The 13,321-nt window shown below is 48.8% G+C and carries 13 protein-coding genes; 3 read left to right on the top strand and 10 right to left on the bottom strand.

Annotation, left to right across the window (positions count from 1 at the left end; all coding sequences use genetic code 11):
• Positions 1 to 239 precede the first annotated feature (239 nt).
• Positions 240 to 1,121, bottom strand: coding sequence for a ketopantoate reductase family protein (locus tag ACAN56_RS29705; RefSeq protein ID WP_379147393.1), 882 nt, complete (start codon positions 1,119 to 1,121; stop codon positions 240 to 242).
• A 160-nt stretch (positions 1,122 to 1,281) separates the two neighbouring features.
• Here ACAN56_RS29705 and ACAN56_RS29700 point away from each other — a divergent pair, with 160 nt between their 5' ends.
• Positions 1,282 to 1,851: a TetR/AcrR family transcriptional regulator gene (locus ACAN56_RS29700; protein ID WP_038588706.1), complete on the top strand. Its 570-nt coding sequence runs from the start codon at positions 1,282 to 1,284 to the stop codon at positions 1,849 to 1,851.
• A gap of 99 nt (positions 1,852 to 1,950) precedes the next feature.
• Here ACAN56_RS29700 and ACAN56_RS29695 read toward each other — a convergent pair whose 3' ends face one another.
• The 8 genes from ACAN56_RS29695 to ACAN56_RS29660 all read right to left on the bottom strand — a co-directional run bounded on the left by ACAN56_RS29695 (position 1,951) and on the right by ACAN56_RS29660 (position 9,751).
• The gene (locus ACAN56_RS29695; RefSeq protein WP_076113292.1) at positions 1,951 to 2,520 is read right to left on the bottom strand and encodes a manganese catalase family protein; all 570 of its coding nucleotides are present in this window, start codon (positions 2,518 to 2,520) and stop codon (positions 1,951 to 1,953) included.
• Positions 2,521 to 2,582: 62 nt separating this feature from the next.
• A complete protein-coding gene (locus ACAN56_RS29690) occupies positions 2,583 to 2,849 on the bottom strand; it encodes a spore coat protein CotJB (RefSeq protein WP_038588588.1) in 267 nt (88 codons plus the stop codon).
• A gap of 4 nt (positions 2,850 to 2,853) precedes the next feature.
• The gene (locus tag ACAN56_RS29685; protein WP_038588585.1) at positions 2,854 to 3,072 is read right to left on the bottom strand and encodes a spore coat associated protein CotJA; all 219 of its coding nucleotides are present in this window, start codon (positions 3,070 to 3,072) and stop codon (positions 2,854 to 2,856) included.
• Between the two features lie 255 nt (positions 3,073 to 3,327).
• Complete coding sequence (locus ACAN56_RS29680) at positions 3,328 to 4,686, bottom strand: hemolysin family protein (RefSeq protein ID WP_038599143.1); 1,359 nt, start codon at positions 4,684 to 4,686, stop codon at positions 3,328 to 3,330.
• Positions 4,687 to 4,707: 21 nt separating this feature from the next.
• Positions 4,708 to 5,844, bottom strand: coding sequence for a radical SAM/CxCxxxxC motif protein YfkAB (yfkAB, locus tag ACAN56_RS29675; RefSeq protein WP_038588582.1), 1,137 nt, complete (start codon positions 5,842 to 5,844; stop codon positions 4,708 to 4,710).
• Between the two features lie 297 nt (positions 5,845 to 6,141).
• Positions 6,142 to 7,245, bottom strand: coding sequence for an HD-GYP domain-containing protein (locus tag ACAN56_RS29670; protein ID WP_038588576.1), 1,104 nt, complete (start codon positions 7,243 to 7,245; stop codon positions 6,142 to 6,144).
• Between the two features lie 149 nt (positions 7,246 to 7,394).
• Positions 7,395 to 8,222: an undecaprenyl-diphosphate phosphatase gene (locus tag ACAN56_RS29665; protein ID WP_038588572.1), complete on the bottom strand. Its 828-nt coding sequence runs from the start codon at positions 8,220 to 8,222 to the stop codon at positions 7,395 to 7,397.
• A gap of 77 nt (positions 8,223 to 8,299) precedes the next feature.
• Positions 8,300 to 9,751 (bottom strand): bifunctional metallophosphatase/5'-nucleotidase, encoded by a 1,452-nt coding sequence (locus tag ACAN56_RS29660; RefSeq protein WP_379147388.1) that lies wholly within the window; start codon positions 9,749 to 9,751, stop codon positions 8,300 to 8,302.
• Positions 9,752 to 9,888: 137 nt separating this feature from the next.
• On the opposite strand from ACAN56_RS29660, the gene ACAN56_RS29655 reads away from it, so the two are divergent.
• Positions 9,889 to 10,602: a molybdenum cofactor biosynthesis protein gene (locus tag ACAN56_RS29655; protein WP_379147386.1), complete on the top strand. Its 714-nt coding sequence runs from the start codon at positions 9,889 to 9,891 to the stop codon at positions 10,600 to 10,602.
• 79 nt (positions 10,603 to 10,681) lie between these two features.
• A complete protein-coding gene (locus tag ACAN56_RS29650) occupies positions 10,682 to 11,722 on the top strand; it encodes an HD-GYP domain-containing protein (protein WP_379147384.1) in 1,041 nt (346 codons plus the stop codon).
• Positions 11,723 to 11,850: 128 nt separating this feature from the next.
• Here the strand turns inward: ACAN56_RS29650 and ACAN56_RS29645 are convergent, their stop codons facing one another.
• Entirely contained in the window at positions 11,851 to 13,308 is a 1,458-nt protein-coding gene (locus ACAN56_RS29645) for a glycoside hydrolase family 1 protein (RefSeq protein WP_379147382.1), read from the bottom strand.
• Positions 13,309 to 13,321: the final 13 nt, after the last annotated feature.

The following is a 13,321-nucleotide window of genomic DNA, read 5'->3' as shown; positions in this document are numbered from 1 at the left end:
TAACTTCGAAACCTCTTTATTAAAATTAAAATTTTAAAGGACTAGTTATTACAGCATAACGCGGCAACATGTTCGTAAGATCATCGCAATGTTAGCAATAAAAAAATTTCAGAACATGAAAAAGGAGCCGCAGAACTATCTCTGGGCTCTTTCATCTCAGCGGCGATGTCTTCATAAAGGTCGGTCAGCGGATCGCCTTTGGCGGCAATATAGGCCGGGCGCTCTCTTCGGCGCTGATGTCATTGTCGAACAGATATTTTTTTATGAAAATCCTCATCCAATAACATTATTTCAGCCTTCCTGCTGACAGCCTGGTTTCCAAGCTTAACATCAATGATAAACTCATCGCTCAGCATCTGGCGGTATTGGGATATAATATCTTCTACAGGCAATTCACCCATTAACTTCGTTTCAGGCGGAATTACCGGAATTCCGGCTTGCGCTACCAGATGAATATTTTGTTTAATATCTGCGGCAATCTTGCTTAGAGTACTCTCGTTTCTTGCTGTCTCTATATCCACCATTCCGTCGTTCGTATAGAGATGCTTGTTCACTACAGCGAGCGCAGCATGCGAAACATGGAATGCTTGAATGTCTTTTTGTATTTCATAAGGCAAATCAACTGTTTCAAATATTTGGGCAAGCCTCGTCACTCTTTCAGTCAATTGTCCATTTATTTCACCAAAAAAAGTTTTGGAACCGAATTGGGCGTATAGAACACCGTCTTTGATGTCTCCACCTGCACCCGGGAATCCTGGAAGTAAACGATCACCCACGATTTCAAGCCAGCGGTCGTATCCCACGGTGTTGCTCAAGGTGATTATTGTTTTGCTCTGATTATTCTTGATCGCAGACAGGGCAGATTCTGCCTGATCATAGCGCACAGGAACAAAGATGAAATCGTAGGTATCGTCACTCGCAAGCTTTTCTATCATCTTGATAGATATTTGCTGTATCGTCTCATTATCGTTATATCGCAACCCATCCGTTTTAAGCGAATCCAACCTCTTTCCCCGGGCAAGCAATGTGACGTCCAGTCCTGACTGTGCAAATCTGAGTGCGTATAAACTGCCAATCACACCGGCGCCAACTATCAAAAGTCTATTTTGTTTGATGTTCAATACTATCCTTCCTTTCAGCTAACTATCACAGTTTGTTTAAGCAACACCTGTCTGATACGATAATAGTATGGTACTATTACGATTTCAATCAGCAGAGTAAAGAAAAAGTTGCATAGACAACACATTTAGATATCTGATGTTTACATAGGGAGATATTGATATGGCAAATCAGGAAGATCCAAGAGTTTTGCGCACACGACAGTTAATTAGGGAAGCATTCAGAGATTTGTTGCGGTATAAAGGATTTAATGCAATTACCATAAAAGATATAGCACAGAGAGCTACCATTAACCGTGCCACCTTCTATGCCCACTATGAAGATAAATACGCTTTGCTGGAGAAAATAACAGAACAGGCTTTCCAAGAGTTGATTCCTGAGCAAGTGGTGAAAGCGCAGGAGTTCACGGATGAAATATGTACAGAGTTGATCTTGCTGACACATAACTACATCGTAGATTTTTATCAGGTATGCAGAATGGACTCCAAATCTATTGATACGCTTGTTCATGAAAAGGTAAAAAAGATGCTGCAGCAAATGATCGAAAGCATAATTTTGAACGGTGATAATCAGCGTATGGCAGACCGCCATCATACCAAGGTCATTTCGGCTATGACAGGTTCAGCGATCTATAGTGCTGCGTATTACTGGTTTATAAGCGGGGAGAAAGATCGAACCGATCTACTTGTAGATACTGTCCGCTCTTACGTGATGAACGGTTTACGGCTCTAATCGAAACTGCATTGAGTTGTTACCAGAATAAAAGAGCCGCAGATACTTCTCTGGGCTCTTTTCTATCAATCTGAATAATTACTTCATGTATACATCTTATTAAAACACCTTCTTTTTCCCCCGCTCATCGATCAATATCTGCACCGACTCCTTGAACCGGATTGCATGAATAATCTCCCGCTCCCGCAGGAATTTCAGGCTGTCCTGCAGATCCACGTCATCAGTCATATCAATCAGCCATTGGTATGTAGCCCGGGCTTTCTCCTCAGCGGCGATGTCTTCATAGAGATCGGCCAGCGGATCGCCTTTGGCTGCGATATAGGTCGTGGTGAACGGGACACCCGCCGCATTGTTGTAGAACAAGGCATGATCCCGTGTCGCATAATTCGGGCCAAGGCCTGCCGCTTCCAGCTCACAGATAGAGGCGTCCTTGGTCAGCTTGTAGATCATGGTGGCAATCATCTCAAGATGGGCAAACTCCTCCGTTGAAATATCCGTGAGTACGCCGATAACCTTATCGGGAATCGCATATCTCTGATTCATATAACGAAGCGCTGCCGCCAGCTCCCCGTCCGCGCCTCCATATTGCTCCATCAAATACCGCGCCATCCGCACATCGCATTTGCCGACACGTACCGGGTACTGCAGTTTTTTTTCATATATCCACATTCGGGAACGAACCCTCCTTATAGTTTTATTCGCCTAGCCGCTTCGCCGGGGCCAGCGTGCCGCTATACCTGCCAAGGCCAAGGGCTCTGGCTCCATTCCCACGGACATTTGGAGTAGGCGCGGCCAAAGTTCTGCAGCGGGCCGTACAGCTCCTGAAATTGATTGGCCAGCCGGGTGCGCTCCTGAGTCAGCTGATTGAACTGTTCAATCGCTCTTAAGTCCTCGGGATGGGTATCCAGATACAGGTTAAGCTCCACCAGGGCAAAATCCAGAACCTGCAGCTGCTCCAGCATTTCATAGTAACGGGGCTCGCAAGGATTTGCTTCCATCGTCCTAAATTCCTCCTTTGCCGGCTTTGGATTCATACGGACTGAACAGGGCAGGCCAAAGTGTACCCGCCCTCAGTGCTTCAGGTAACGGAAACTGCGGCAATCCCGGGGGCTGAAAAGCAATAAATTGGTTGGGCGGCACAACATACGTTTTGAACGGCACCGGCGGACAAGGGTCAAATGGTCCCCTATACGGTGTCCATACACGTTCCTCGGAGTTCAATAGATACACCCTCCTCAAAGTTTTGTTAGCAAATACTTCCTTGATTCAGCTTCGTACAATCCACGCTTCGAAGGATTTGCTTGATTTACTTTTCTTCTGAACGCACATCTCCTCGTAACTAATTTATGACTGGCTGGGGTGGAATCAGAACGCCCACGCAAAAAAACCGCACCTTTACAAAGAGAAGGAATTCTCCATGTAAAGGTACGGTTATTAAACTATCCGGCTGTATTGAACCGGCAATATTATATAAGCTTATTCCTTTTCTTCATCCGTCCCGGTATCATCCTCTTCATTGACAAGTGGCTTTTCCCGGTGGATATTGATTCTTGTAATCCGCAGCCGGGTGGATTCTTCTACTTCAAAGGTGACGTCGCCCACAACAATCCGCTTACCCTTGGACGGATTGCCTTCCAGCTCTTTGAACAGCCAGCCGCCGATGGAATCGACCTCATCATCTTCAATAATCACACCCGTAAGATCGTTGACATCCTCAATCAGCATCCGGCCCTCAACTGAGATATAATCTCCATTGCGTTCTACGCTCGGACGTTCATCCTCGAATTCATCATGCAGATCGCCGACAATTTCTTCAAGAATCTCCTCAGCGGTCAGAAGTCCGGCTGTACCGCCGTATTCATCAACAACCAGCGTAAGCTGGGCTTTGTTCTTCTGCATCAGGCGCAGTGCATGGCTGATTTCCATCGACTCCGGTACGTTCAGAATCGGGCGGACCAGTGAAGCCAGATCATTCTGCTGCTCTAATGGTGCGAACAACAGGTCGGTAATGTGGATGAAGCCGATAATCCGGTCCTTATCCTCGTTGGCAACCGGATAACGCGAATGTTTCGTCTCCGTAATGATCCGCATATTCTCTTCCAGTGTAAGATTGCTATAGAGCACATCCATATCGGTACGCGGAAGCATAACTTCACGGGCCAGCAAATCGGAGAATTCAAAAATGTTATCCATCAGCTTCATCTCGTCTTTATCAATGACACCGCTCTTGGCGCTCTGATTCATCAGAATCCGGATTTCCTCTTCCGAGTGAGCCGCCTCGGCTTCACTGGCCGGTTCAACCCCCACCAGTCTAAGAAGAGCATTGGCGGATGCATTCAGCACCCAGATAAAGGGCAGAAACAGGTTATAGAAGAACATTAGCGGTGCAGAGAGCAGCAGCGCGGAGCCTTCAGTTTTTTGAATCGCCAGGGACTTTGGAGCAAGCTCACCCAGCACAATATGTAAAAATGTAATAATGGAAAACCCGACAACGACAGACACAGTGGAAATCAGTGTATGGTCGGTGACGCCGAGCTGAAACATTAGCGGTTCAACCAGCAGCTCTGAGATGGCCGGCTCACCGACCCAGCCTAGACCCAATGAGGCGAGGGTAATACCGAACTGGGTCGCTGACAGGTAGGAATCGAGCTTTTTGTTGACCTTCAGCGCGTATCCAGCCATCTTGTTGCCTTCACTGACAAGCTGGGTCAGACGGGACTGTCTGACCTTTACCAGCGAGAACTCCGCCGCTACAAATATACCATTCAACAATACAAGCACCAGAACCAGCAAAAGATTAAGCAGCAATCTTCCTATGTCAAATTCCGTATGCACCACTATAACAACGCCTCGTTTCTACAGAGTGATCGCTTTCCTTGATTTGAAATCTACCTCTGGATAATACATATCGGCCACCAAAAGGTTGGGCCCGCAGCAGCCAGCTTCATCACAGTGGCAATTCACTTTCTGATTAAGCGGATGCTTAGTCTGCCACTCGGCGAAAATGTCATCCAGCTTGCTGGTACTGATGTTGCCAAAGGCGGAAATATCGGCAAAATCCGTGACAAACACATCACCTGTAAATAAATTTACATTCACACGGTTTCTTCCGTCCGGATCATTGCGCAGCGTCACATTCTTCTCGGTACGCAATCTGCGCAGCAGCTTCTGATCCTGTTCCAGGAAGCTGCAGGCAAAAAACGGCAGAGTGCCAAACAGCATCCACATCTCCGGATCGCGGTGATCCAGCAGGGAATGAATGGCATCACCCATTTCCTTCAGAGACAACACAGGGAGCGAAGAGGCAAAGCTGGAAGCGTACATCGGATGCACCTCATGCCGTCTTGCACCCATATCGCCAATCAGCTTATGAATTTCAGGCAGCTTGGTGTGTGTACGGTAGTTAATCATAGATTCTGCTGAGATCAGCATACCGTCTTCACTGAGCCGCCGTGAATTCTCAAGCATCGTGTCATATAAACGATACGCCGCTTCACGTGACACCGGATGACCGCTGTTGGCGAAGCCTACCTCATGGAAGTCGTCTCCGTTCACATAATTGAATGAAATATGCATCACGTCCAGATACGGCAGCAGTTGCTCGTAACGGGCGTAGGGCATAGTCAGATTGGAGTTGATCTGCGAACGTATGCCCCGCTCACGGGCATATTTCAGCAGCGGCACGATGATATTCTCTACAGTCGATGCGCGGAACATCGGCTCCCCGCCGGTAATACTGATCGTTTGCAGATGTTCTACCTGCTCCAGGCGGTCCAGCATATTCTTCAGAGGCAGCATTTCTCCTTCTTTCATCGTCAGGCTGTCGCCAACCGCACAATGTTCACATCGCATGTTGCATAGATTGGTAACCGTCATCTCCACACTGGTCAATACATGCCGTCCATGCTTGCGCAGTGAAGTAATCGGATCCCATGGATCGAAGCTCGGCGACAGTTCACGGACAGTTGTGGAGGATGGTTCTAATATACTCATTTCTTATTGCTCCTTTAGTGCGTATTCCTTATTATTAACCCAAAATAAATCAAAAAGAACGTTGACTTAACCTATATCATACCACGAGCAGCAAAAAAACTGCACTTTCTGGCAATTATGCCGCTCCAAGCGGTGTAATTGCCAGATCCATTTGTTGCGGCCCGGGGAACCTTTCCTTAGGAAGTTATAAAAAACAGCGGGGAAGAAAGCAGGCCGCACCGCTGCGTACCCTGCTTTCTTCCCTCGCTGCGAAACGGCAGGGGAGCCGAATAGATATCTCCCTGCCGCCAACATCAATTAGGTCACCTTCACCATAGATTGATCCTCATCTGACACGCCGACGATCACAACGGAAAGTGCTCTGCCAAGATCCCGTTCAAAGGGAATAACCGTCTCACCTTCGGGGCCGGCAAATACCCGCACAACCGGCCTGTGGGGGATACTGGGATCAATTTTGACCACGACGCCGCTCTCACCGGTGCTCAGCTTCACTGTGAGCCCAAGCGGGTAGATCGCTACACGGTCTCTGAACAGCTCCAGCTGGTTTTGCTCATACAATGTCCCTGATCCGACATACAGCGCCTCTACCGCCTGATGCGGCAGCATCGCTTTTTTATAGATCCGGTTCGAGGTCATGGCATCGTAGGAATCGGCTATCCCCAGCCACTTGGCATATTCATGGATTTGCAGACCGGTCAGCCCGCGGGGGTAGCCGGAGCCGTCGATACGTTCATGATGCTGCAGGGCACAATGCGCCGCGAGCAGCGGGATATTCGGCTCATCCTTGAGAATCCGGTATCCAATTTCAGTGTGAGCCTGCATATGGCGGAATTCCTCGTCGCTGAGCATCCCCGGCTTCTGGATGATTTTGACCGGAATCTGCGTTTTGCCAATGTCATGCAGCAGCGAGCCCAGCCCAATTACCCGCAGCTCCTCTTTGCTGTAGCCATGGGCAATTCCAAGCACCAGCGTATACAGACAGACATTAAGCGAATGGACATACAGATAGTTGTCAGCTGTATGCATATCCGCCAGCATAATCATCGGGTCCTCCAGTGATGACATGTCTTCCAGAATGGAGTCCATCATCTTGGAGAATTTTTTGTCGAGATGATAGAAGCCTTTAGTTATGCCGGAAGCACCGGACATATCCTGAAACTGGCTCCTAATGACCTTCAGCGCCTGATTGCGCGTCTCATCATGCAGCATTCCAGTAATTACGATATCTTCCGTGATGGCATCCTCTATATAAATATAGCCGATGTCGATCCTTGCCAGCCGCTTAATTAAGGCATCCGTAAGTTCTATTCCGTCCGCTAACAGAACAAGTCCTTCATCATTATAAATTTTTTTACCCAGCTTCATTCCCGCCTGAAGCCGATTCACGGATACTAAACGCACCTTGGCTCACTCCTGCCTTTAACGGTAAATTACTATTCTGTTTCAAAATCCTAGGGTCAACACGCTGTGTCTATACCGTTGCCTTGAGCGATCCGGCAAGAAATTTGTGATGAACGGTTACATCCTTGCCGGTACCAAGTTTTTGGAGATTAACGCATAATAAACAGCCAGAAAACAGCTGCCAGGATAAACCGGTAGATCGCAAAGTGCGTCGGTCTGATCTTTTGAATCAGCTTCATGAACAGGATTACGACCACATAAGCGACTATAAATGAAATTACGAATCCAATGGCAAAATCCCAGATGGTATCACTTGTAAAATACTTGTACGAATCCAGCAGCTCATAACCCGAAGCCGCACACATAATCGGAATGGCGATGAGGAAGGAAAAATCCGCCGAAGCCTTATAGCTGACACCGCTCAGCATACCGCCTGAGATTGTAGATCCGGAGCGGGAGAAGCCGGGCCAGAGTACGGAAATAATCTGATACATGCCGATAGCCAGCGCCTGCCCGTAAGATAGATCATCAAGCTCATGCGCAGTTACACGGATCTTGCGTTTGTTCACCCATTCTGCAACGATCATTAGAATCCCTCCGGCGACCAGTGCCCATAACACCGTCGTAGCCCCGAAAAGCCCCTTGATAAAGTCACGGGCAAAAAATGCCACGGCCAGCGCCGGAGCAATTCCGAGAATGATGTGCACCAGATTGAGACGTGAAGCAGGCATCACACCACCTCTGCCTTGACGGCTGCGTCCGATCCCCAGCAAATTCAGGACCCGCTGGCGGTAGACCAGCGCAATGGCCAGAATCGCACCGAGCTGAATGACAATTTCGTATGTCTTCATTATCGGCTCTTGCTCGTTATAGCCTAATAGTTTCGTGGTAAGAATCATGTGGCCTGTCGATGAAACCGGAATAAACTCCGTAATCCCCTCTACAATAGCCAGAATAATTGCTGTAATAGTATCCATCTTAGCCTCCTGTTCTTGAACATATGAAACTTGTTGCAGCTTGTTGCTCTAGATTTACATATGTAGGTGATGCCACATTAAGTCGCTCTGCTCTCCCAGCGGACGAGCATACATTCCTCAAGACTTTCCGGACGCTGCAGCTCCATCCGCAACAGATCGCGCAGAAAATGTGGCAGCAGATACACTGTATCACGCCCGTTAGCGATACTCTCATATCCGCTCCGAAAAGTGAACATGTCCAAAGTCCCTACTTCATATTCCCGGCTTTCCTCCAGCGGTTCTCCATCGACAAAAATGGCAATATCGTTATCATAAGGCATGACCGCCGGATCGTACAAGATTTTTAATCCATCCACAGCCAGGCTGCCCAGCACCTTTCCCCGGAAACCATAACCGAAGATTGCCTTATTGCAGAACTCGTCTGACAGGCTCTGTTCAAGCGCCGTGCGGATGTCTTTGCCGGCAAGCTTGATAGTACAAGGATTAATCGGTGAGGGACAGAGCGCATGAAGCATCCCTGCAGTGATATTCCCCTTCGGAAGCGGCCCGAGCAGCTGTCCGGTATTGACTAATGAGATCGGACTGCCTGTGAAACGCCGCACCGCCTGCGCCAGCAGATTGCCAAAGGGTGATTCGCCCTGCAGATCCAGCGGCAGCTCGCGGTCACTGATTGCCACCGTTTCCTCCAGCACTTCAAGACCACGCTGCAAATTCATCCTTACGGCAGGAGCAATAACACCCTCGCTCAGATTGGGATCAACAGCAATGCATCCGCCGTTCAAGAACTTGAACGAATCTCCAGGCGCTGTCCGTTCAAACACAAGACTTCCTACATAGCGGCCGAATTTCCCCGCACCACATACGGCGGTCCCGTTAATGAGGAGCGGCGTTTCCAGCATATGATGCGTGTGTCCGCCGAGGATCGCATGCACACCTTCCAGCTTCTCCGCCAGCGCCCGGTCTGCAGGCAGGCCAAGGTGAGAGAGAATAATGACAAGGTCGACCTGCGGGGCCAGAAGACGGCACTCCTCACGCAGCGCCTCCTCAGGGTCCATGACATCCCAGCCCATCAAGGAATAGAAGGAAGTGAAAGCTGCCGTAGCTCCCGTAATCCCGATTCTGATGCCTTCCTTCTCTACAATCGTATGGCGTTTGATCCAGTGAGGAGGTTCTCCTGTCGACGAATCCAGGAAATTGCAGCACACCACCGGGCACTGTAAGCCGGTAAATATCGCAGACAATGTCTCTTGCGCATCTCCCTGCGAGAAGGTCAGTCCTTCGTTGTTACCGATGGTGACAGCGTCGTATCCGGTCAAGTTAAGAATATCAATGTTCGCCTGACCCATAGTACCTTCGGTTTCCACAGCTGCCCGGTCCATATGATCCCCGATATCCACGAGCAACACGGGATCTTCGCCTGCCTCAGCCTTTAGAAGTTCTATCTGCGCAGCAATCGGACTCATCATTTCGAAGTGGCTATGTATATCATTCGTATGAAATATGGTCAATCTTTGCGGCGCGGATTCCATCAGCTTCTATCCCTCCCACCTGTTTAGCCGTTCTGAATGTAGCGGCAGGTGTCTCATCTTATAAGACCTAGCATAACATTTTCAGGGCTAATATGGTATATTTGAATCATTATCAGAACCTAAGAGGTGAATAAACCATGCATATAACTATACGTCTGTTTGCCGGGCTGGCTGAGGTAATCGGGTCTTCTACCCTGTCTTTTCACATTCACGATAACTCCGTAACTGCGGGCCGTTTAAAGGAGCTTCTCTCTGCCTCCTACCCTGATGCGGCGGCACAGATCAGCGTTTCTTTGGTAGCTGTTGACCATGAATACGCTCCTGATGATACTGAGATCTCCGAAACCTCCGAAGTCGCCCTGATTCCTCCCGTTTCCGGAGGAGAAGCCGAACCCTCAACGAGCGAGACCGAAGATGGTCTGTTCAGTATTACCGATCTGCCGCTGAATGCAGAAGCTCTTCTGGATAAAGTCCTTGACAGTGATCATGGAGCTTCCTTAGTCTTCGTCGGAACTACGCGTGAGATGACCGGAGACCAGCGGACAACAGCGCTTCATTATGAGGCTTACATCCCGATGGCGCTGAGCAAGCTGCAGGAAATCGGCAGGGAGGTTCAGGAACGCTGGGACGCCCGCTGCGCCATTGCGCACCGGGTAGGACTCGTAGGCCTTAAGGAAGCCAGCGTTATTATTGCGGTGTCAGCGGCGCATAGGGATGTCTGTTACGAAGCAAGCCGCTACGCCATCGAGAAGCTTAAATCCTCCGTTCCGGTGTGGAAAAAGGACATCAATGAATCAGGAGAACAGTGGCTCGGCTCTGACCTAAAAGCACAGAAATACCAGATAGATTAACCTGTAATTCAAAACCATTGAATATTCCCGACTTTGTTGCTATGCTGGAAAAAATAGCTAATGTAAGGTGGCATATTCATTGAAAGTACACGTCATGGATCTTAAACCGGGTGATTGCCTGCGGATGGACACTTTTAATTCAAGAGGGCTGCATGTACTACCTAAAGGATCATCTCTCCAGATCGAGGAGATAGCCAAGCTGATACAGCATGGCGTTGATTATGTTGATATCGAGGAGGCACACATAACACCGGTCCCAACCAGCAGATCCTCCATCATTCAAGCCGTAGCTGCCAACTTTGATACAAGTATTGAAGGCTTTGAATCGGTATATATGGAAGCGTTAACCAAAGGGAGCTTTAATCAAACCGTAGTGGACGATATTCTCCAGCCGTCACTGAACTCCTTGGATAAACACAAGGATGTAGTCTCTCTGCTGCTTCTGCTGAACCGGGATGATAATTACACTTATAACCATTCACTTCAGGTGGGCATGCTTTCTTATTATATCTCCTCATGGCTGGGGTATTCCAAGAAAGAGTGCTACGAAATCGGCCGGGCCGGATACTTGATCGATATCGGAAAATGCCGGATCTCCCCCTCCATTCTGAATAAGCCGGGCAAGCTGTCCCCGGAGGAGTACGATCAAGTCAAATTACATACGATTTACGGTCACGAAATCATCCGCAGCTCCATGAACGATCCTCATACCGCGTTGGTTGCCCTGCAGCACCATGAGCGTGAAGACGGCTCCGGGTACCCCAACAACCTTACGAAATCAGACATCCACCCTTATGCCCAGATTGCTGCCGTAGCTGATATCTACAGCGCAATGACCACACACCGTGTTTATCAATCCAAGCAAGAACTGATCTCTGTGCTGCGTGAAATCAATAATCTCAGCTTCGGCAAGCTAAACGGCAGACCTGTACAAGCCTTTATCCAGCATTTAATGCCTAATCTCATCGGTAAACGCGTATTGCTGAGCACGGGAGACATGGGTGTCATTGTCATGAACAATCCGCTGGATGTTTTCCGTCCGCTTGTGCAAAGCGAAGGCATATTCCTTGACCTGTCCCGCGAACGCAAAATCACGGTGGTTGAAATTTATATGGAATAGTTCACTTCGGTTTAGTTATTCCCACGCAAGAAGAGGTTCCCTTTCGCCAGTGACGGCTGAGGGAACCTCTTCTTTATGATCCATAATTATTGCTTGTGAGAAGCAGCTCACACTATTACTCCTGAGGCCTACAATTCCTCACCATTGCTAGCGATGACTTTTTTGTACCAGTGGAAGGAATCCTTTCTTGAACGGTTCAAGGTACCGTTGCCGTCGTCATCCAGATCAACGTAGATAAACCCGTAACGCTTGGACATTTCAGAAGTGGACATGCTTACCAGGTCTATCGGGCCCCAGCTGGTATATCCGATCAGCTCAACGCCGTCCAGTACCGCTTCCTTCATTTGAGCAATATGTTGTCTTAAGTAATCAATACGGTAGCTGTCATGGACAGAGCCGTCTTCCTCAACCTTGTCATACGCGCCAAGACCATTTTCGACGATGAACAAAGGTTTCTGATAACGGTCATACATCGTATTCAGCATAATCCGCAAACCGATGGGATCAATCTGCCAGCCCCATTCCGAAGCCTTCAGGTAAGGGTTCTTCACACCGCCGAACAGATTGCCCTGTGCGCGTTCTCCCTCTGGACTTACAGACACAGTAAGCGTCATGTAATAACTGAAAGCCACATAATCAACGGTGTGGAGTTTCAGAATTTCATCGTCACCCGGCTCTTTATGAATAATCACATTGTTTTCCTCGAAAAACCGCTCCATATACTTCGGATATTCCCCGCGGGCATGCACATCCGTAAAGTAGAGATTCATCTGGTTCTCCTGCTGATTCTTCAGGACATCCTCAGGATTGCAGGTATTCGCATAGCTTTCCATCCGGGCCAGCATACAGCCCATCTGCGAACCCGGGATGATCTCATGCACCAGCTTGGTGGCGAGAGAGCTGGCGACAAACTGGTGATGCAGCGCCTGGTAGATCGTCTGCAGCTTGTTCTCTGCCCGGTCGATTACAACGCCGCCGCCTGTGAATGGACTTAGCGTCATCATATTGATCTCGTTGAATGTGATCCAATATTTCACTTTGTCCTTGTAGCGCCGGAATACGGTCTCCGCATAACGGGTGAAGCAAGCGATAACTTCGCGGCCTGCCCAGCCGTTATATTTGTGTGTCAAGCCCAGTGGTGTTTCGTAATGGGCCAGTGTTACAAGCGGCTCGATGCCATATTTATGCAGCTCGTCAAAAACATCATCATAGAATTGCAGTCCTGCTTCATTCGGTTCGGCGTCATCGCCGTTCGGGAAGATGCGCGCCCAGTTGATCGACAGACGGAACACTTTGAAGCCCATCTCGGCGAACAAGGCAATATCCTCCTTATAACGGTGATAGAAGTCCACCCCTTCACGTTTCGGGAAACGTGCGCTGAATTCCCCGGACAGAATCTGTTCAATCCGCTCGGAGGTGATCTCTATAGCATGGTCATTTGTACGCTCGGCCTTAGGCACGTAGGCAACCATGTCCGCACTGGACAATCCTTTGCCGTCGGCATCGTATGCCCCCTCCAGCTGATTTGCGGCTGTAGCGCCGCCCCATAAGAAGTTCTGCGGAAATCCTTTTTTGATCACTGTCATGATTTAATCTCCT

It is taken from the genome of Paenibacillus paludis, assembly GCF_042610515.1.
GTDB lineage: Bacteria > Bacillota > Bacilli > Paenibacillales > Paenibacillaceae > Paenibacillus_AQ.
The sequence above is the reverse complement of the archived record's forward strand: the minus strand, read 5'-3'. Positions and strand labels throughout refer to the sequence as shown.

Bases quoted from the DNA above. Each gene is read 5' to 3' on its own strand.
- ACAN56_RS29700 (WP_038588706.1), top strand. From the start codon at position 1,282: ATGGCAAATCAGGAAGATCCAAGAGTTTTGCGCACACGACAGTTAATT.
- ACAN56_RS29695 (WP_076113292.1), bottom strand. From the start codon at position 2,520: ATGTGGATATATGAAAAAAAACTGCAGTACCCGGTACGTGTCGGCAAA.
- ACAN56_RS29690 (WP_038588588.1), bottom strand. From the start codon at position 2,849: ATGGAAGCAAATCCTTGCGAGCCCCGTTACTATGAAATGCTGGAGCAG.
- yfkAB (WP_038588582.1), bottom strand. From the start codon at position 5,844: ATGAGTATATTAGAACCATCCTCCACAACTGTCCGTGAACTGTCGCCG.
- ACAN56_RS29665 (WP_038588572.1), bottom strand. From the start codon at position 8,222: ATGGATACTATTACAGCAATTATTCTGGCTATTGTAGAGGGGATTACG.
- ACAN56_RS29660 (WP_379147388.1), bottom strand. From the start codon at position 9,751: ATGGAATCCGCGCCGCAAAGATTGACCATATTTCATACGAATGATATA.
- ACAN56_RS29655 (WP_379147386.1), top strand. From the start codon at position 9,889: ATGCATATAACTATACGTCTGTTTGCCGGGCTGGCTGAGGTAATCGGG.
- ACAN56_RS29645 (WP_379147382.1), bottom strand. From the start codon at position 13,308: ATGACAGTGATCAAAAAAGGATTTCCGCAGAACTTCTTATGGGGCGGC.